This is a genomic window from Micromonospora sp. CNZ296, from assembly GCF_007827635.1.
Genome location: NZ_VISW01000008.1, coordinates 63,891 through 81,929 on the forward strand (window position 1 = coordinate 63,891; position 18,039 = coordinate 81,929).

14 protein-coding genes and 1 pseudogene are annotated in these 18,039 nt (G+C 73.5%); 10 read left to right on the plus strand and 5 right to left on the minus strand.

Features of this window, described 5'->3' with window-relative positions:
- The first annotated feature begins 101 nt into the window (after positions 1–101).
- The 3 genes and pseudogenes from FB455_RS15240 to FB455_RS15250 all read left to right on the plus strand — a co-directional run bounded on the left by FB455_RS15240 (position 102) and on the right by FB455_RS15250 (position 3,007).
- Positions 102–968, plus strand: coding sequence for an NAD(P)-dependent alcohol dehydrogenase (locus tag FB455_RS15240; RefSeq protein WP_357089644.1), 867 nt, complete (start codon positions 102–104; stop codon positions 966–968).
- Positions 969–1,264: 296 nt separating this feature from the next.
- On the plus strand, positions 1,265–2,332 hold the full coding sequence (locus FB455_RS15245; RefSeq protein WP_013287101.1) for a lytic polysaccharide monooxygenase auxiliary activity family 9 protein: 1,068 nt from the start codon (positions 1,265–1,267) through the stop codon (positions 2,330–2,332).
- Between the two features lie 91 nt (positions 2,333–2,423).
- Positions 2,424–3,007, plus strand: a pseudogene (locus tag FB455_RS15250) (hypothetical protein).
- 156 nt (positions 3,008–3,163) lie between these two features.
- On the opposite strand, the gene FB455_RS15255 reads toward FB455_RS15250, so the two are convergent.
- Together FB455_RS15255 and FB455_RS15260 are read right to left on the minus strand one after the other, a co-directional pair.
- Complete coding sequence (locus tag FB455_RS15255; protein ID WP_071094346.1) at positions 3,164–3,667, minus strand: hypothetical protein; 504 nt, start codon at positions 3,665–3,667, stop codon at positions 3,164–3,166.
- Complete coding sequence (locus FB455_RS15260) at positions 3,660–4,991, minus strand: molybdopterin-dependent oxidoreductase (RefSeq protein WP_145753764.1); 1,332 nt, start codon at positions 4,989–4,991, stop codon at positions 3,660–3,662. The genes FB455_RS15255 and FB455_RS15260 overlap by 8 nt, the downstream gene beginning before the upstream one ends.
- A 186-nt stretch (positions 4,992–5,177) precedes the next feature.
- Between FB455_RS15260 and FB455_RS15265 the strand changes: the two genes are divergently transcribed.
- A complete protein-coding gene (locus tag FB455_RS15265; protein ID WP_145753767.1) occupies positions 5,178–6,239 on the plus strand; it encodes an NAD-dependent epimerase/dehydratase family protein in 1,062 nt (353 codons plus the stop codon).
- Between the two features lie 37 nt (positions 6,240–6,276).
- Here FB455_RS15265 and FB455_RS15270 read toward each other — a convergent pair whose 3' ends face one another.
- Positions 6,277–7,758, minus strand: a complete 1,482-nt coding sequence (locus FB455_RS15270; RefSeq protein ID WP_071094348.1) for a hypothetical protein — start codon at positions 7,756–7,758, stop codon at positions 6,277–6,279.
- 145 nt (positions 7,759–7,903) lie between these two features.
- On the opposite strand from FB455_RS15270, the gene FB455_RS15275 reads away from it, so the two are divergent.
- From FB455_RS15275 to FB455_RS15285, 3 genes are all read left to right on the plus strand, one after another.
- A complete protein-coding gene (locus FB455_RS15275; protein ID WP_145753770.1) occupies positions 7,904–8,578 on the plus strand; it encodes a glycosyltransferase family 2 protein in 675 nt (224 codons plus the stop codon).
- A complete protein-coding gene (locus tag FB455_RS15280) occupies positions 8,575–9,249 on the plus strand; it encodes a TIGR04282 family arsenosugar biosynthesis glycosyltransferase (protein WP_030268161.1) in 675 nt (224 codons plus the stop codon). The genes FB455_RS15275 and FB455_RS15280 overlap by 4 nt, the downstream gene beginning before the upstream one ends.
- 620 nt (positions 9,250–9,869) lie before the next feature.
- Positions 9,870–10,715, plus strand: a complete 846-nt coding sequence (locus tag FB455_RS15285; protein WP_145753772.1) for a DUF6671 family protein — start codon at positions 9,870–9,872, stop codon at positions 10,713–10,715.
- A gap of 16 nt (positions 10,716–10,731) precedes the next feature.
- On the opposite strand, the gene FB455_RS15290 is transcribed toward FB455_RS15285, so the two are convergent.
- Positions 10,732–11,274, minus strand: a complete 543-nt coding sequence (locus FB455_RS15290) for a carbonic anhydrase (RefSeq protein WP_145753774.1) — start codon at positions 11,272–11,274, stop codon at positions 10,732–10,734.
- A 91-nt stretch (positions 11,275–11,365) separates the two neighbouring features.
- Between FB455_RS15290 and FB455_RS15295 the strand changes: the two genes are divergently transcribed.
- Both FB455_RS15295 and FB455_RS15300 read left to right on the plus strand, forming a co-directional pair.
- Positions 11,366–15,598 carry a putative inorganic carbon transporter subunit DabA gene (locus tag FB455_RS15295; protein WP_145753776.1) on the plus strand — a complete coding sequence of 1,411 codons (4,233 nt, stop codon included), beginning with the start codon at positions 11,366–11,368 and terminating at the stop codon, positions 15,596–15,598.
- Positions 15,595–15,945, plus strand: coding sequence for a DUF190 domain-containing protein (locus tag FB455_RS15300; protein WP_030268168.1), 351 nt, complete (start codon positions 15,595–15,597; stop codon positions 15,943–15,945). Before FB455_RS15295 ends, FB455_RS15300 begins: the two co-directional genes overlap by 4 nt.
- A 153-nt stretch (positions 15,946–16,098) precedes the next feature.
- Here FB455_RS15300 and FB455_RS15305 read toward each other — a convergent pair whose 3' ends face one another.
- Positions 16,099–16,698: a TetR/AcrR family transcriptional regulator gene (locus FB455_RS15305; RefSeq protein WP_013287089.1), complete on the minus strand. Its 600-nt coding sequence runs from the start codon at positions 16,696–16,698 to the stop codon at positions 16,099–16,101.
- A gap of 129 nt (positions 16,699–16,827) precedes the next feature.
- Between FB455_RS15305 and FB455_RS15310 the strand changes: the two genes are divergently transcribed.
- Positions 16,828–18,018 carry an alkane 1-monooxygenase gene (locus FB455_RS15310; RefSeq protein WP_013287088.1) on the plus strand — a complete coding sequence of 397 codons (1,191 nt, stop codon included), beginning with the start codon at positions 16,828–16,830 and terminating at the stop codon, positions 18,016–18,018.
- The last annotated feature ends 21 nt before the right edge of the window (positions 18,019–18,039 follow it).

The following is an 18,039-nucleotide window of genomic DNA, read 5'->3' on the forward strand; positions in this document are numbered from 1 at the left end:
CTAGGGGTGCGTGGATGAGAGCGATTGTGTACGACCGGTACGGGTCGCCGGATGTGCTACGGATCGAGGACGTCTCCAAGCCGTCTCCCACCGGCCGGCAGGTGCTCGTCAAGATCGCAGCGACCTCGGTCAACCTGAGCGACTGGGAGACCCTGCGCGGCTCGCCGCTGTATTCGCGCATCGGTGGGCTGCGCTCACCGGCACGCCGGACACTCGGTTCGGACATCGCAGGCCGGGTCGATGCGGTCGGCCCGGCGGTCACCCGGTTCCGGCCCGGTGACGCGGTGTACGGTGACAACCTCATGCTCAAGGGCGGCTTCGCCGAGTACGCGATCGCTCCCGAGTCGGTTCTGGCCCACAAGCCCGCCGCCCTGACCTACGCCGAGGCCTCAGCGATTCCGCAGGCGGGAGTCATCGCATGGCAAGGGACTCAAGGCGCGGCAGCCGGAAAACGGGTTCTGATCAACGGTGCCGGCGGCGGATCCGGCTCATTCGCCATTCAGGTCGCCAAGCGGTTCGGCGCCGAGGTGACCGGCGTCGACAACGTCGGCAAGCTCGACTTCATGCGATCGGTCGGCGCGGACGAGGTGATCGACTACCGCAGCCAGGACTTCACCCGCAGCGGCCCGTACGACCTCATCCTCGACCTGGTCGCGCACCGGTCGGTGTTCGACTACCGCCGGGCACTGGCCCCCGGCGGCCGTTACCGGTGCGTCGGCGGCTCGGTCCCGGCGCTGCTCCGCGTACTGACGATCGGTGCCGCGGCCGGCCGGCTCACCCACCGCCGCCTGGGTGTGCTCGCCGTCAAGGAAGGGCCGACGCATTTCGAACCGGTGGCCGACCTCTGCGCCACGGGTGACCTCACCATCCACATCGACCGGACCTTCACCCTCGATGAGGTGCCCGAGGCGTTGGCCCACGTCGGAGAGGGCCGAGCCCTCGGGAAAGTCATCGTGACCGTCGTCTGACCAGCGGTATCCGGCGAACCGCTACCACGTCCTCGAATCCGGCCGGGTCACCTCGCACGGCGAGGGGGAGTAACGGCGGAGCGTGAGGTACGCGCGGCCCTCGCGGTCTGACCCGATACGCCGGTATCAATTTACATTGACAGCCGTCTTTACTAACATCGTGGCTGGGAGTCGCCATGCGCTGCTGGGCAGCAGTGCCGTCCACCCCTGGGACGGCTTGAATCGATCGGCGTCACCTTCTCCGGGGTGGGCACCCAGCGAGGGCCACTGGGCGCCGGCGCATCCACTGGAGCATCATGAAAATCTCACGGACAGGACGCCGTCTGGGACTGGGCGCGGTCGCAGTTCTCCTCGCCTCGTTCACGATGGTCGTCGTCAACCAGGCCGATCCGGCCTCGGCGCACGGATCGGTCACCAACCCGCCGACACGCAACTACGGATGCTGGGAGCGCTGGGGTTCCGATCACCTCAACCCCACCATGGCCCAGACCGACCCGATGTGCTGGCAGGCGTGGCAGGCCAACCCGAACACCATGTGGAACTGGAACGGCCTGTACCGCGAGAACGTCGGCGGCAACCACCAGGCCGCCGTGCCGGACGGACAGCTGTGCAGCGGCGGTCGCACCCAGGGCGGCCTGTACGCCTCGCTCGACGCGGTCGGCGCGTGGACCGCGAAGCCGATGCCGAATAACTTCACCCTCACGCTGACCGACGGCGCCAAGCACGGCGCCGACTACATGTTGATCTACATCACGAAGCAGGGTTTCGACCCGACCACCCAGCCCCTCACCTGGAACAGCCTGGAACTGGTGCTCCGCACCGGCAGCTACCCGACCACCGGGCTCTACGAGGCGCAGGTGAACGCGGGCAACCGCACCGGGCGGCACGTCGTCTACACCATCTGGCAGGCGTCCCACCTCGACCAGCCGTACTACCTCTGCAGTGACGTGATCTTCGGCGGCGGCGGCAACCCGCCGCCGACGACCCCGCCGCCCACCACGCCGCCGCCCACCACCCCGCCGCCGACGACTCCGCCGCCCACCACGCCGCCGCCGGCCGGAAACGGTGCCTGCACCGCCACCTACCGCAAGACCAACGAGTGGTCCGGTGGATTCGGCGCCGAGGTCACCGTCCGGGCCGGCAACGCCGCCATCTCCGGATGGACGGTGGCATGGACCTGGCCCAACGGCCAGAGCATCACCAACGCCTGGAACGCGACGGTCACCTCGAGCGGTTCGTCGGTCACCGCGTCGAACGTCGGTTACAACGGTTCCCTGAGCGCCAACGGCTCCACCAGCTTCGGCTTCAACGCCTCCTGGAACGGCACCAACTCCACACCCACCCTCACCTGCACCGCTCGGTAACAGCATCTGCGGTGGGGTGGCGCGGCACGCGCCACCCCACCGTCGGTGCCCTCCGCCACCATCAGGAACCGCGACGAGGTGAAGAACGATCATGACTTCCCGGGTAGGCGTCGGCGGCTGGTACCGGAGCCGCGTCGTGTGGATCGAGGTGTGCCTGCTGGCCGCGTCGATCGGTGTGGCCGCCGTGGTCACCTCGACCACCCGAGGACGGACCCGGCAGATCTCCGCCGGCAGATCCTGGCCCGGATGCGTACGACCCTCGAGCAGGCGGACCCGGCACATCACCAGCACGCCGGGCACACCGCCCCGCAGGTGCCGGCCGGAGAGCAGGCCGCGCCGGCGGTCGTCTGCGGAGTCCATGTCTACGGCCACGAGCCCACCGGGGCCGCCACCCTGGCCGACGTCCGGACGGTCTACGGCTTCCACCTCTGCGGCGTCGCCGAACAGAAGCGCCACTGGGACGGGGCGGTCAAACTCGTCGGCCCGGTGATCATGGACATGACCACCCAGCCTCCCGGCATCAAGGTGGTCGAGGCGACCGCCGACGTCAGGTTCGTCGACCGGCTACGGGAGATGTTCCCCGACAAGTACGAGGTCCTGGCACTCAGGGAGGCGTTGCCCCCGTCGGAGATGGCCGACCTGCGGCGCCGGTACGACGCCGCCGCCGGCCTCTGACCACGCCGAGCGGCCGATACCCGCGCCGCGGCGCCGCAGGCGGCGAGGGCGAGAACGCCAGCGGTCAAGGCGTCCGCACCGGGCAGGGAAGTGCTACGAGGACCGGACATGAGCGGATGTCGGACCGGCCCCTGGTCGCGCCGGATCACCTGATTCTCACGTCTCCGCCGGTGGTCGACGGGCTGCTCGTCCTGGAGTCCGGCGTCGCTGCGGACGCAGCGTGCCACGACGGTGCCGCAGCGCGTAGAACGCCGCGCTGACCGCGAAGATCGCTGCGCTGGCCAGCAGCCAGCGGGCCAGCAGCGGCTGCGGGGTCAGGCCGGTCGCCGCCGTGTACGTGTCGCCGCCGAGCCCGAGGATGCCGGGAAGATAGACGAGCAGCAGCAGTCCGGAGGCGAGCGCGGGCACCCGCACGTGATTCAGCGCCGATCGGCGCCCGGGGCCGCACACCGCGGCGCGCAGCGCCCGGTCGACCAGCGCGTAGAAAGGGAACAGGAGCAGGTCGTGGGCGACGACCGCGCCGACGAACCAGAGCAGCATCCGGCCGGCGGCCGGTTCTCCGGCCAGCCGCAGAGCAATCCAGCCGGTCACCGCGAAGCAGCCCAGCAGGAGCAGCAGGTGCCAGGGCGCGGCGCCGTAGTCACGCCGGAACTCAGTCATCAGGCTGGTCCTCGAAGGTGATGTCGCGGACCCACTTCGTGCAGTGCACGCCCGGCAGCGCCGGCACGACGACGCGGGCGGGGTAGCCGTGGTCGGCCGAGAGGTCCACGCCGTTGACTCTCAGGGCGAGCAGCGAGTCGGGGTGGCGGACCTGGTTGACCTGTAACCGGGCCTGACGGAACAGGCCGCCCCGTTCCAGCGACTCGACCCGCGCCACGGCGCTGCCGGCTGCGCCCACCAGCGCCGCGAGGTCCCGTAGCCGTACCCCCGTCCAGGTCTGCGTCGTCGACCAGCCCTCCACGCAGGCGATCGGCAGGTCCGCGGTGTGCTGCGTCATCGCGAGCAGGCCGTCGCGGTCCACCTCCACCGTGCGGCTGCCGGCGCGCACCGTCAGCCGCCACTGAGCACCGGTGTCGTCGGGTCGGACACCGGCCGCGGCGGCGGTCCGGTTGACCGGGAAACCATTGGGTCCGTCGTCGTGCTGCCGGCCCCGCGGTAGCAGCAGCGCGGTACGGCGCAGCACCCCGTCCAGGCCCTGCCCGACGGTCAGCGCGGCCAGCAGCAACGCGCCGCCCCCGGTCAGGGCGAGGACGCCACGCCGGCTCATTGTCGCCGGGCCGGGCCGGCGGGCCACCAGCCCGTCCGGATCCGGCGGCTCCGGCACTGTCTCCTCCGCCGTCGTACGCATGAAGCGCGGGCCGCGCAGCGCGGAGATCGTACGAGGAAGCTTGATCAGCACGTGCGCGACGAGGGCGGCGGTGAAGATCCAGGCGCCGTACCAGTGCGCGGTGTAGAAGTCGAATCCGAACAGGTAGGCGTACTGGATGTTGAGCAGGCCGGTGGCCGTCTCGAAGAGGATTCCGCCCACCAGGAGCAGTAGGGAGAGCCGTTCGAGCACCTGGGCCACGGACCGGGCCGGCGGCCAGTCGAACAGCTTGGGTACCACTGACCAGAGTTTCGCCACGACCACCGGTAGCAGCACGATGCCGAGCGTCACGTGCAGTCCCTGGGTGAGCCGGAACAGCCAGGCGGGACGGGTCGGCCAGTCGAAGACGGGAGGGTGCAGCCAGCCCACGTCGCTGGGAAATGCCTGGCCGAGCCGGGGACCGTACGCGATCCAGTCCAGGAAACCGGTGATGATCACCAACGGAAGCGTGGCGAGCAGGACGACGCCGAACACGGACGTCAGCCAGGGACCACGCACCGGACTGCGCCACGCGTCGGCGGTGGCGTCGGCTCCGGGCGGGCGATGCCGGTCCAACGTACGCCACAGCCGCGCCGGGTAGGCGGCAGGTGGTTCGTCGGACGGCGGGTCGGCTGGCACGGTTCCTCCAGTCGGCGAGGCCGTCGGACCGGACGCGACGGGCTTCGTGCAGGACGCTAACCGGCAACGGCGCCCTCGGGCGGGCTTTGCCGCATTACCGAAGGCTTACCGGCCGCCCCCTTACGAAGTGCTGACGTCGGAGCCGAACGAGCCCCGGCGGCTTCTCCGCTGACCTAGCGTGACGCAATGCGGGTACTCGTCACCGGCGCCGCCGGGTTCATCGGATCGCAGGTCGCGGACCTGCTCGTCGCGCAAGGCCATCAGGTGGTGTGCCTGGACGCGCTGTTGCCCCAGGCGCACGGGAGTGAGCCGCCCGAGTGGTTCCGCCGCCATGAACCGGTCGTCGGCGACATCCGCGATGCGCACCTGCTCGACGATCTGCTGGCGGGCGTCGACGCCGTGTGTCACCAGGCGGCGATGGTCGGGCACGGGCTGGACCCGTCGGATGCGCCCGACTACGTCAGCCACAACGACTACGGCACGGCGGTGCTGCTGGCAGCGATGCACCGGGCCGGCGTGTCTCGCCTGGTGCTGGCGAGTTCCATGGTCGTCTACGGCGAAGGGCGATACACGTGCGCCCGGCACGGCGTCGTCCGGCCGGCCCCGCGCCGCGCCGCCGATGTCGCCGTCGGCCGGTACGACCCCACCTGCCCGGTCTGCGCCGGCGCACTCGCCAGCGCGCTCGTGCCGGAGGACGCCCCGCTCGAACCGCGCAGCACCTACGCGGCCAGCAAACTGGCCCAGGAGAACCTGGCCGCCGCGTGGAGCCGGCAGACCGGGGCGGGGGTCTGGGCACTGCGCTACCACAACGTGTACGGCCCCCGGATGCCCCGCGACACGCCGTACGCCGGAGTCGCGTCGATCTTCCGGTCGGCGCTGGCCCACGGCCGGCCGCCGCGCCTCTACGAGGACGGCTTGCAGCAGCGCGACTTCGTGCACGTCTCCGACGTTGCGCGCGCCAACGTGCTGGCGCTGACCGCTCCGGCTCCGGACGGCCTGGTGCCGGTGAACGTCTGCTCCGGCCGGCCGCACACAGTCGGTGATCTCGCCACCGCCTTGGCAGCGGCGATGGACGGTCCGGCGCCGGTGGTCGTCGGCGGTGCCCGGCCGGCCGACGTGCGGCACGTGGTCGCCGACCCTCGCCGCGCACGTGAGCTGCTCGGATACACCGCACGGGTCAGCTTCGCCGACGGGGTGGCCGCCTTCGCCACGGATCCGCTGCGGGAACGCGCCGCCGTGTCGGTCTGAGCGGGCCGCCCCGGCCCGCCACCGGCGGCAGGGCGGCTCACGAGACGGTGAACACGAGGTGATTGACGGCGAGGGCGGTGAGCGCCTGCCCGGCCAGCCACCAGCGGTGCGTCGCGGCGGGTAGGTGCGCCACGGCGACGAGCAGCCAGACCGTGAACGGTAGCCAGATCCGCTCGACCTCCGCCTTGCTCATGCCCGACAGGTCGGCGGCGAGCACCGCCAGCACCGCGGCGGCCGGTAGCAGAACGGTCGGCCCCAGTGTCCCGACCCGTCGCGCGAGCGCGCCGAGCCGCCGGTTCCGCACCGCGACGTGGGTCAGCGGGTCACCGCCAGGTGCTGGTCTGCCGGTGCCGGGCGTCCAAGCGGCCGGTGCCGGGGAACCGTCCCACCCTCGCCAGGCCCGGCGGGCCGCGTGCAGAGTGCGGCGCAGTGCCGGTCCGACGACCGGACCGGCAGAGAGCAGCAGCGCCGCCAGGTTCGCCCAGACCCAGTAGGCGTACGGACGGTCGGCCGCCCAGCCTTGGTAGTAGCGCTCGACCACCCGGTCGTACCCCTGCCACCAGTGGAAACCCGCGACGGTGAACACCGTCGCCACAGTGGCCACCCCGGTCGCACCGGCGAGCAGCGCGGCAACCCGGCCTCCTGGACGCAGCGCGAGCACGACGAGAGCCAGGGGCGCGACGAGCACGAAGCCGTAGGACAGGTACAGCGCGAAGCCGAGCAGCACGCCGCCCGCCAACGCGGTCGCGGTTCCCCGCACGGCCAGCAGCGCGAGGCCGGCGGCCACTACCCCGGCGAAGAGACCGTCGGCGGAGGCACCCGCCCAGACCGCTCCGGGCAGCAGCACCAGGAACGGCAACGACGTGCGGGCGGCCCCTCCGGCGCCCAGTGCCCGTAGGGCGATCGGCACGGACACCACGACGCTCGCCCCGACCAGGACGCAGGCCATCGCCGCGGCCGTGCCACCGCCCAGGCCGACCCGGTCGAGTGCGACGAACACCAGCAGGGCACCTGGTGGATGGCCGGCCGTGTGGGTGGACCAGGAGTCCGGCTGGAAGTCCAGGATGCGGTCCGCGAAACCGGCCAGCATCCGCCCGACGTCGGTGACCCGGGGTACCTCGTGCAGATACTCCGCCTGCGCGGTGAGCCGTGTCGTCAGCCCCGCCGACCAGCCGTCCACCAGCGCCAGGGCGAGCGTCCAGCCGACCGCCGCCAGGTAGCCGACGGACAGCAGAGGGCCCCACCGGGCGGTGCGGGCCCACTGCGTTCCGGGGCCGACCACCGCGACGGCGATCGCCAACGCGGCCGGCGTGCCCCAGCCCAGGTGCGGTCTCCAGGTGGCGTAGAGCGGCGCGGCGTCGGCGTGCAGGCCCACTCCGGCGCGGTTGAGCATCGCGCCCACCGCCACGGCGGTGACCAGCAGCGTCGCCTCGACGCCCAGCACCAGCAGGTCCCCCCGGTGTCGATCCGGGAGGCGGTGGTGGACGGACGAGCGGGAAACGGTGGCACCGGGTCTCATGTCGACCGGACGGTACGGCTCGGTTCCTCCGCTGTCAGCCGCTTCGCCGGTACGTCACCGGACGGTAAGGAGTGTCGGCACGGTAAGTGTTCCGTAAGGTTGAATCGAGCGCGCACCGCCGTCGGGCGGCCCTAGCGTCGGCGGTATGCCGACACAGATCGACGTGGTGCTGCCGTGCCTGGACGAGGCCGCTGCTCTGCCCGCCGTGCTGACCGCGTTGCCGCCCGGGTACCGGGCGATCGTCGTTGACAACGGGTCGCGCGACGGCTCACCCGAGGTGGCCGCCCGGCACGGGGCCCGGGTGGTGCACGAACCACGGCGCGGGTACGGAGCGGCCGTGCACACCGGGGTCGAGGCCGCCGACACGGAACTGGTCTGCGTGCTGGACGCCGACGGCTCCTTCGCTCCCCGGGAGTTACCCGCTCTGGTCGCCCTCGTCGCCGACGGGGTCGCTGATCTGGCCGTCGGCCGTCGGCGACCGGTCGGCGCCGGGGTGTGGCCCTGGCACGCCCGGGCGGGCACGGCGCTGGTCGCCGCGCTGCTGCGGCACCGGGGCATGCCGCTGCGCGACCTCAGCCCGATGCGGGTGGCGCGCCGGGAGGCGCTGCTCGCCCTTGGGGTCACCGACCGGGCCTTCGGCTATCCGCTGGAGCTGTTGATCCGAGCCGCCGCGGCGGGCTGGCGCATCCACGAGGTGGACGTCACCTACGCACCGCGCGCTGCCGGCACCCGTTCCAAGGTCTCCGGCTCGGTACGGGGCACCCTGCGGGCCACCCGAGACTTCGCCGCCGTGTTGCGTACCGTCCGGAAGTCGCGGTGACCGTCGTACTGGTGATGGCCAAGGCGCCCGTGCCAGGTCTGGTGAAGACCCGGCTGTGCCCGCCGGTGACTCCCGTCCAGGCCGCCCTGCTGGCCGCCGCCGCGCTGCTCGACACCCTGGACGCCGTCCGGGGGACACCAGGGGTGACGCCGGTTCTGGCGTTGGCCGGACATCTCGCGGAAGCCGTGGACGGCGTGGAGCTGACCGCCGCCCTCGCCGGTTGGTCGGTTCTGCCGCAGCGCGGCACGGACCTCGCCGACCGGCTCGCGCACGCCCACCTCGACGTCGCCGAGATGTTCCCCGGCCGCTGGGTGCTGCAGATCGGGATGGACACCCCGCAACTGACCCCGGCGTCACTGGCCGCCGCCGTGCGCCGGCTCGAAGATGCCGACGCGGCGCTCGGCTTCGCCCACGACGGCGGCTGGTGGGCGCTCGGGCTGCGCGACCCCCGGCAGGCCGTGATGCTACGGGCGGTGCCGATGTCGACGCCGGTCACGGGCCGATCGACATGGTCCGCGCTGACCGGACGCGGGTTACGCCCCGTGCCGCTGCCCGTGCTGCGGGACGTGGACGACTGGTCCGACGCGCACGCCGTGGCGTCGGCGGTCCCGGACGGCCGGTTCGCCCGCCAGGTCGAGGCCGTGCGTCGCGACATGGTGGTACGCGCGTGAACGGGGACGGATTCGCCTCCGCTACGCGACCCCGCCGGAGACGTGCACTGGCTGGTGCCTGCGGACGGGCCCAGCCGCCGCCTGCCGGTGGAGCGGTGGCATCGGCAGGCCACAGCCGCGGAGGCGACGGTGGTGGCCCGCTGTGCCGGTGCCGGTGCCTGGCAGGGGCAGGCCCACGTGGAGACCGGACGACACCGGCGACCCCCTTCCGCCGGGCGTGGCTGGACCCGGATGCGATGTCAGGTGTCGCTGTGGCGGCGCGCTCGCCGATGACAACCGGGAGATCTACGAGGACATCGTGCGGCTGGCCGGTGGCCCCGGCCGGACCCGGATCGGCATCGTCACCGCCGCCGCGCCGGTGCGGGCCGAGGATCCGACGCCGGCACTCCGGACTGCAACAACGGCGACTGCTGCGCCGGCCTTTTCCGGACCTGCGGGGCGGCCGACGCCCAGTGGATCCCGATCGACCTCGACCACCCGGGCGCCGCCGGCGACCGGTACCGCTACGTCACCACGATGACACCACAGCCCGGGCGACCGCTCCGATACGTAACCGAATTCCGGCCGATACGTAACCGAATTCCGGAATCCTACTTCTTATCCCGGGTAGGATCGGTGGTGTGGAGGCGTCACCGTTCCATGGCGTGGTGGCCTGCCTGGCCACCATGCACGGCAAACAGTGGGCGCTGCGTCCGCTGCTGCGACGACGGCTCGGGATGAGTGTGCGGGTGGCGCCGGTGGACACCGACGCGCTCGGTACGTTCACCGGCGAGGTGCGGCGGGTCGGCTCGGCGCGGGAGACCGTGGTGCGCAAGGCCCGGCTCGGGATGGCCGCGACCGGGTCCGTGGTCGGGCTGGCCAGCGAAGGGGCGTTCGGCCCGCACCCGGCGGCTCCCTGGACTCCTGCCGACGTGGAGTACGTGGCGCTCGTCGACGACCGGTCGGGTCTGACCCTGGTGGAGAGCGCTCTGAGCGTCGAGACCAACCACGGCCAGGTGGTCACCGACGGTCGGGACCGCGGCGCCGTGCTCGCGTTCCTGCGCCGGGCCGGGTTCCCGCACCACGCGGTCGTCGTCCGGCCCGCGGCCGGGCCCGGTCGGCCGGTCAAGGGACTCCGCCGGCTCGCCGACGTCCTCGTCGCCGTCCGGCGGGCCGCCCTCGACTCCGCCGACGGCACCGCCGTGCTCGGCGCGGACCTGCGGGCCCACGTCAATCCGACCCGGATGCGGGTCATCGCCGCCGCCGCCGACCGGTTGGCCCGGCGTCTCGCCACGCCCTGTCCCACCTGTGCGGCGCCGGGATTCGGCCTGGTCGGCACCGAGCCGGGACTACCCTGCCGCGACTGCGGCACGCCCACCGCCCACGACGCGCTGCTGGTCTCGGGATGCGGCAGGTGCGCGTACCGCTCGCGCCGGCCCGTGGGCGGCGCCGCGGACCCCGGTGCGTGCCCGGTGTGCAACCCCTGATGGGGCATCGCCCCACTCAGTGCGACCGCATCGACGCGTTGTTCGGTGGCCGCAGGCGGCAGGCCCGCCGGGCCGGCGGTGGCAGCACGGGCCGCACCTCGTTGAGGAGGCGGTCCGCGTCGTGCCAGATCATGCCGTGGATGCCGCAGCGGCCGGAGTGGACGGCCTGGTCGAGCAGGGGAGACCGGCGGCGCAGGGCGGTGAGCGTGGCGCGTACCCGGTCCGGCCCGCTGCCGCCCGCCAGGGAGCAGGAGGCGTGGCCCAGCACGACCAGCAGGGGTGCGCCGAGGCGCGCGACCGCGTACTCCAGACTCCCCAGCGCGGCCGGGCCGACCTGCAGGCCGGCGGTGCGGACCGCGTAGACGTCGACGCCGCCGAACACGGTCACGGCCTCGGGCTGCGGGTCGGCGCACGACAGGACCGCGGCCACCGGTGTCGCGCCGGCCGACGGGACGGGAAGGCCGCCGGCCCGGAACCGGTGGTGCCCGGCGCGTAGCCGGGCGAGGGCGAAGCTCGGGCTGGTCTGCCACACCTGCGACGGGGATCCGGTCGCGTCCATCGCTCCTCCTCGTGCCGAGCCACTGTCGTGCGTCTCACGATACACGAATTACGAATCGTGTAATACAGTGCGCGTGTCTGAGGAGGTGACGATGTCCGTCGCACTGGTTCTGGGAGTCCTGGCCGGGCCCGCATCGGCGGCGCTGTGCGCGCTGGCGGTACCCGATCCCCGTCGAGCCGCCCGGGTGGTGGGGGCGCTGCTCGCTCTCACCGCCGCCGCGGCCGCCGCGCTGCTGGCCCGGGTCGCGTACGACCCGGTGGTCCCGGCGCTCCTGCTCCGGCTCGACCCACCCGGGCCGGCGTTCTCCGTGGGGATCCGGCTCGACCGGTTCACCGCGCTGTTCGCGCTCCTCGTCTGCGGGCTGGCCGCCGTCGTCGCCGGCTACGCGCGCCGCTATCTCGACGGCGAGCCGGGCGCCCGCGCCCTGCAGGCCCGGATCGCGGCGGCCACCACGGCGACCCTGGTGATGACCACCGCGCCCAGCCTCGTGCAACTGGCCGTCGGCTGGATCGCGGCCGGGCACCTGCTCATCGGGCTCATCGGCTACTACCGGGAGCAGCCCCGGGTACGGGCGGCGGTGCGCCGTACCCGGGCGGTGTTCCTCGTCGGCGACGTGGCCCTGGTCGCCGGCCTGGCGCTGCTGGTCGCGCCGACGGGCGACGCCGACCTGGACGCGGTCCGGGCGGCCGCCGGCGACCGGCCCGGCTGGCTCCTGGCCGCCGCCGGCGGGCTGCTGCTGGTGGCCGGCGCGGTGCGATCGGCCCAGGTGCCGGCGCACCGCTGGCTGCCGTACACCCTGGACGCCCCGACCCCGGTCTCCGCCTTCCTGCACGCAGGCATGGTCAACGTCGCCGGCTTCCTGATGATCACACTGGCGCCGGTGGTGGTCGCCACACCCGGCGTGATGCCGGCGATGGTGCTGACCGGCCTCGTGACCGCGGTGTCCGGGACGGTGTTCGCCGCGGTGCGCACCGACGTCAAGGGCACCCTCGCCCGGTCCACTGTCGCGCAGATGGGCTTCATGCTCGCCCAGTGCGGGCTCGGCGCGTTCGGCCTGGCCGCCGTGCACCTGGTCGGGCACGCGGTCTACAAGGCGTACGCGTTCCTGTCCGCCGGCGGCGCGCTCCAGGCCCAGGCGCGGACCGCGGCCGCGCCCCGCCCGGTCGGCCCGCCCCGGACCCGGACCGTGGCGCTGGCCGGCGCGGCGGTGCTCGCCGCCGTGGCGCTCACCGAGCTGTCGCTCGGCGCCAGCCCGAGCGGCCTGCTCAGCGCCGTCCTGGCCGGTGCGGCCGCGCTGACCGCGGTGCGGTCGGCGCTCGCGGACCGCGAGGTGCCGGCGCGGACCGCCGTCGCGATCACCCTCGCGGCGGGCGCGCTGGCCGGCGGCTACCTGGTCGCCGGTCGGGCCGTCGCCCGGTGGCTGGGGCTGCCGACCTCGGTGACGGACGCCGGGGTGGGCGTCGCGGCGGTCACGCTGGCCCTGGTGGCCGTCGCCGGCGCGTTCCTGGTGCGCCGGCACGGCGCCGCGCTGTGGTGGTGGGCCTGGCGTGACGGCGCCGGCGCGTGGTGGCGCCGCTCCGCCGGCGTGGCGGCGGGGGAGCCGGCCGCCTGGGCCGTGACCGCCGTACGCCGCCGCGACGCGTCCGACCGGTCGGACGCCGCCCGGGTCGTCGCCGCGCTGGCCGCTGCCGGTGACCACGTCGCCGCGGTCTGGCCGCTGGACACGTTCGTGGCGGTCAACCCGCTCGCCGGCCGGGAGCGGGTGCCGTTCGCGCGGGCCACTGCCGAGCTGCGGGCGCTCGGCGGCGCGCGGACCCACCTGCCGGCCGACGAGTACCGGCGGCGGCTGCGCGACGGCGAGATCGAGCCGGCCGACCTGACCGCGGTGCTCCCCCCGGCGGCCTCGGCGCCGGTCACGCTCGGCGGACGGTCGATCACGGCCGCGGACCTCCAGGTCGCTGCACTGGCCCACCAGGTGCACGACGGACCGCCCCCGCCACCCGACCTGCTCGCCGTGGCGCGGCGCCGGCTCGCGGTGACCCGGCCCGCCGTCGAGGCCGACCCGGACCCGCTCACCCTGGCCGAGTTGCTCGACCGGGTCCTGGGTACCCGGATCGGCGCCGACGTCGACGAGCTGGTGGCCGGCTGGTGCGCGGCGCACTGCGGCCGTCCGGCCGCCCGCTGGCCGGTTCCCGGCCCGGCCGACGAGAGCTGCTGGGCGCGCTGGCGGCGGGTGGCCGGCGTCGACCGCGCGGGCGTCAGCGGCCTGCGGGCACTCGTCGCCGCGCTGCCCGCCGAGCCCGAGCGGGCAGTCGCCCTGCTCCTGCGCGCCCTCGGCGTGGCGCCGGCGGCCTGGCCGGCGTATCTCACCCGGTCCCTGCTCCGGTTGCCGGGCTGGGCCGGCTACGCCCGCTGGTCTCAGACGCGTCCCGGTGAGCGACCGGACCTGACCCCGCTGGACCTGCTCGCGGTCCGGCTCAGCTACGAGCTGGCGCTGGCCGGCACCGCCACCCACCGCCACCTCGGCGTCCCGCCGACGCTCCAAGCGGTGACCGCCGCGACGACCCCCACCGCCGCGACGCCGACCGCCGTGTCGACGCCCACCGCCGGGACGGCGGGGACCGTACCGGCCGCCGGTGCGCCGGGGACGGACGAGCCGGCGGCTCTCGCCCGGCTGGTCGCGGCGCTCGGCGTCGACGCGCCGGCCCTGGCGCTGCTGCCCGAGGAGACGGTGGCGGTGGTGCGCGACGTGGTGGCCGAGCTGTCCCCGGCGCGGCAGGCCGAGGTGTGGCTCGCCGCCGCGGAGCACGCATACCGGCGTCGGTTGCGGAACCGGCTGGACCACGGGGCGCGGCCGCGCCCACGCCGCGCCGCCCGCGTCACCCCGCTCGCCCAGGCGGTGTTCTGCATCGACGTGCGCAGCGAGGGCCTGCGCCGGCACCTGGAGGCGGCCGGGCCGGTGGACACCTACGGCTTCGCCGGCTTCTTCGGCCTACCCGTGCGCACCGTGGCGGCCGATGCCGCCCGGGGCCGGGACCGCTGCCCGGTGCTCATGCGACCGGTGGCCACCGTCGGGGAGACCGCCGACGCCACGCGGGTACGCCGCCGGCGGGCCCGGCAGGCGTGGCGCCGGGCGTTCGCCTCGGCCAAGGCCGACCCGGTCGGCGCGTTCGCCTTCGTGGAGGTCGCCGGCGTGCTCGCCACCGCCGCCCTGGCGGTGCGCGCCGTGGCGCCGGGCCGGTTCGCGCCACCCGCCGACGACACCGCGCCGACGGTGGCCGACCTCGCCGCCGCCCTGACCCTCGACGAGCAGGTCTACTACGCGGAGGCGACGCTGCGCACCGTCGGGCTGACGACCGGCTTCGCCCCGCTGGTGCTGCTCTGCGGGCACGGGGCCACCAGCACCAACAACCCCTACGCGGCCGCGCTCGACTGCGGCGCCTGCGGCGGCAACCGGGGCGGGGTCAGCGCCCGGCTGGTCGCCGCGCTGCTCAACCGGCCCGAGATCCGCGAGGCGCTGGTCGCCCGGGGGATCCACCTGCCCGCCGACACCCACGTCCTGGCCGGCGAGCACGACACCGTCACCGACGAGGTGCGCCTGTTCGATGTCGACACCGTCCCCGTCCGGCTGCGCCCGCACGTCGACGACCTGACGCGCCGGCTCGCCGAGGCGGGAGCGGGTCTGCGCGCGGAACGGGCCACCCGGCTGCCCGGCCGGCCGGGCTCCCGCCACCTGCCCGGCCGCGCCTCGGACTGGGCCCAGGTGCGGCCGGAGTGGGCGCTGGCCGGCAACGCCGCGTTCATCGCCGCGCCGCGCGAGCTGAGCGCCGGGCGCGATCTCGGCTGCCGCACGTTCCTGCACTCCTACGACTGGACCGCGGATCCGGACGCGGTCGCGCTGGAGACGATCATGACGGGCCCGCTCGTCGTGGCGTCCTGGATCAACCTCCAGTACTACTTCTCCACGGTGGATCCGCACCGCCTCGGTGCCGGCACCAAGACCGTGCACACCGTCCTCGGCGACGCGCTCGGCGTCCTCTCCGGATCCGGTGGCGACCTGCGTGCCGGGCTGCCGCTGCAGTCCGTCGACGACGGGACACGGCCGGCGCACGACCCGCTGCGGCTGCTCGCCGTGGTCCACGCCCCGCACCACCTCGTCGACACCGTGCTCGGCCGCAACCCGGCCCTGCGCCAGCTGATCGACGGCGGCTGGATGTCCCTGACCGTCATCGACCCCCGTACCGGCGAATGGAGTGACCCGGGCGGATCCCGGCGCACCACGCCGCTCCCGGCCCTCGGCCCAGAGAAGGAGTACAGCGTATGAACGAGCTCGGACTGACGCGCATGGTCAAGGTGGAGGTCGTGACCCGCGCCGACGACGTCGACGCCGTCCGGACGCTGCTGCACGCCTCCGGCGTGAGCGGTTGGACCAGCCTCAGCGGGGTCTCCGGCTTCGGCCACCACGGCACCCACGAGGGCCGGCTGCTCTTCAACGACCGGGCCGGACTCGTCATGGTGATCGCCGTGCTGCCGCTCGAGCGGGCCGAGCCTGTCGTCGTCGGCCTGCGCGACATCCTGGCCCACCGGCCCGGCGTCATGTTCGTCAGTGAGGCCTGGGTGAGCCGGCCCGAGTACTTCGGCGCCGATCGACCGGCGGGCCCGGTGACCTGAAGGGGGCGAGTCGCGTCCGGGCGGGGTGGCGACCGCCGCCCCGCCCCGCCCCGCCGTGGCGGCCGGACCCGGCCGAGGAGGCCCTCGGGCACGTCCGGTCGTCCGCCGCTGTACGCACCCGGCCGACGCCCGCATCCCAGCTGATGCGCTCGTTCACGCGCGCGGCGGGTCCAGGAAGCGTTGTGCCAGTTCGGCGAGGGTGTCGGCGGTGTTGTCGACGGGCGCGGTCGGCAGCACGATGTGGCTGACGACCAGTCGCGCGAGGGATTCGGCGCCGACGGCGACTTCATCGGGAGGCACCCGGGGCAGGTGCGTGTCCGCCCACTCCCTCAGCACCGTGACGGCGGCGGCCAGGGCCAGGTCGGCGCGGGTGGTCAGGTAGGGGAGCAGGGCGTCGGTGCCCCGGGCACTGTTGAGGACGGCTTTGACCAGCGGGTCGGTGCCGGCCTGCGTCAACACGAACGTGACTGCGGCATGGACGGCGGCTCGCACGTCGCCGCCGTGGGCGGACAACGCCTCCCGCACACCGTCCATGAACCGGTCGATCTCGCGGTGTGCGATGGCTTCGCCCAGTCCGGCCTTGTTGGTGAACTCGTTGTAGAGCGTCTGCCTGCTCACGCCCACGCGGGCCGCCACGTCGGCCATTCGTACCGCGTCCCAGCCGCGGTCGATCGCCAGGTCGCGGCCGGCCGTGATGACCGTGTCACGCAGGTGCCGGCGCGCGGTGTGGCGATAAGGCGGAGGGGCGGCCATGGTGCGTCGAGTCTATCGAGTAGACACACATGCCTTGCGTGTCTACTCAATTTACGCAGAGCCGGATATTGTCAAGCGTGGTTATCCGTGTGACAGTCGACGCAGCGCTCGACACTCCGGAGGCGGTACATGCAGACCTCGATCGATGCTCCAGCCGCCGGCTGGCGTGACGGCAAGAAGCACCTGTGGCCACTGGCTCTCCTCGTGCCGGTGCTGCCGTTTCTGGCGTACGCGTTGTGGCAGGCCGGCGCCGGACCCGCTGCCTGGTGGCTCACCCCGGCGGTGGTCTTCGGACTCATCCCGATCATCGACGTGCTGCTCGGTGACGACGGAGAGAACCCGCCCGACGACATCGCCCGGCGGTTGCAGGAGGTCCGCTACTACCGCTGGATCACGTTCCTGTTCCTGCCGGTGCAGTACGCCGCCCTGCTGCTCGGAGCGTGGGTCTGGACGCGTGGCGGCCTCGGTGCCGCCGGCGCCGCCGGCCTGGTCGCCACCATCGGGATCGTCAACGGACTGGCCATCAACACCGCACACGAGCTCGGCCACAAGCGCGAAACGGTCGAGCGGTGGTTGTCGAAGATCGCCCTCGCGCCCACCGGGTACGGCCACTTCTACGTCGAGCACAACCGCGGGCACCATGTCCGTGTCGCCACACCGGAGGACCCGGCCAGCGCCAGGCTGGGGGAGAGCTTCTACTCGTTCTGGCCGCGTACGGTCTGGGGCAGCCTCATCTCGGCGTGGCGGCTGGAGATCGGCCGCTTCCGGCTGCGGCACAAGAGCCCGTGGACGCTGCGTAACAACCTGCTCAACGCCGGGCTCATGACCGTCGTGCTCTTCGCCCTGCTGATCGCTGTGTTCGGCTGGCGGCTCGTGCCCTTCCTGTTCCTGCAGGCGATCGTCGGCTTCTCGCTGCTGGAAGCGGTCAACTACCTCGAGCACTACGGATTGTGCCGCCGGCGCACCGCCACCGGCCGCTTCGAGAAGGTCGACCCACGGCACAGCTGGAACAGCGACCGCGTCGTCACCAACGTGTTCCTCTTTCAACTGCAACGCCACAGTGACCACCACGCCAACCCGCTGCGCCGCTACCAGACGCTGCGCAGCTTCGACGTCTCGCCGCGACTGCCCGGAGGCTACGCCTCGATGGTGTTGCTCGCTCTCGTTCCGCCGCTGTGGTACCGGGTGATGAACCCACGGGTTCTGGCGCACTACGGCGGCGACCTGAACCTCGCCAATCGCAACCCCCGCGCCGAGGCCCGACTGCGTCGCCGCTACGGCCGGCCCGCAGCGGACACCACAGCGGTCCACGCCGCCTGACCCGACCCGGTGTAGGTCTGA

Coding starts and splice junctions, on each gene's coding strand:
- FB455_RS15295 (WP_145753776.1), top strand. CDS start 11,366: ATGTCCGTCGCACTGGTTCTGGGAGTCCTGGCCGGGCCCGCATCGGCG.
- FB455_RS15265 (WP_145753767.1), top strand. CDS start 5,178: ATGCGGGTACTCGTCACCGGCGCCGCCGGGTTCATCGGATCGCAGGTC.
- FB455_RS15255 (WP_071094346.1), bottom strand. CDS start 3,667: ATGACTGAGTTCCGGCGTGACTACGGCGCCGCGCCCTGGCACCTGCTG.
- FB455_RS15310 (WP_013287088.1), top strand. CDS start 16,828: ATGCAGACCTCGATCGATGCTCCAGCCGCCGGCTGGCGTGACGGCAAG.
- FB455_RS15245 (WP_013287101.1), top strand. CDS start 1,265: ATGAAAATCTCACGGACAGGACGCCGTCTGGGACTGGGCGCGGTCGCA.
- FB455_RS15305 (WP_013287089.1), bottom strand. CDS start 16,698: ATGGCCGCCCCTCCGCCTTATCGCCACACCGCGCGCCGGCACCTGCGT.
- FB455_RS15270 (WP_071094348.1), bottom strand. CDS start 7,758: ATGAGACCCGGTGCCACCGTTTCCCGCTCGTCCGTCCACCACCGCCTC.
- FB455_RS15290 (WP_145753774.1), bottom strand. CDS start 11,274: ATGGACGCGACCGGATCCCCGTCGCAGGTGTGGCAGACCAGCCCGAGC.
- FB455_RS15275 (WP_145753770.1), top strand. CDS start 7,904: ATGCCGACACAGATCGACGTGGTGCTGCCGTGCCTGGACGAGGCCGCT.
- FB455_RS15300 (WP_030268168.1), top strand. CDS start 15,595: ATGAACGAGCTCGGACTGACGCGCATGGTCAAGGTGGAGGTCGTGACC.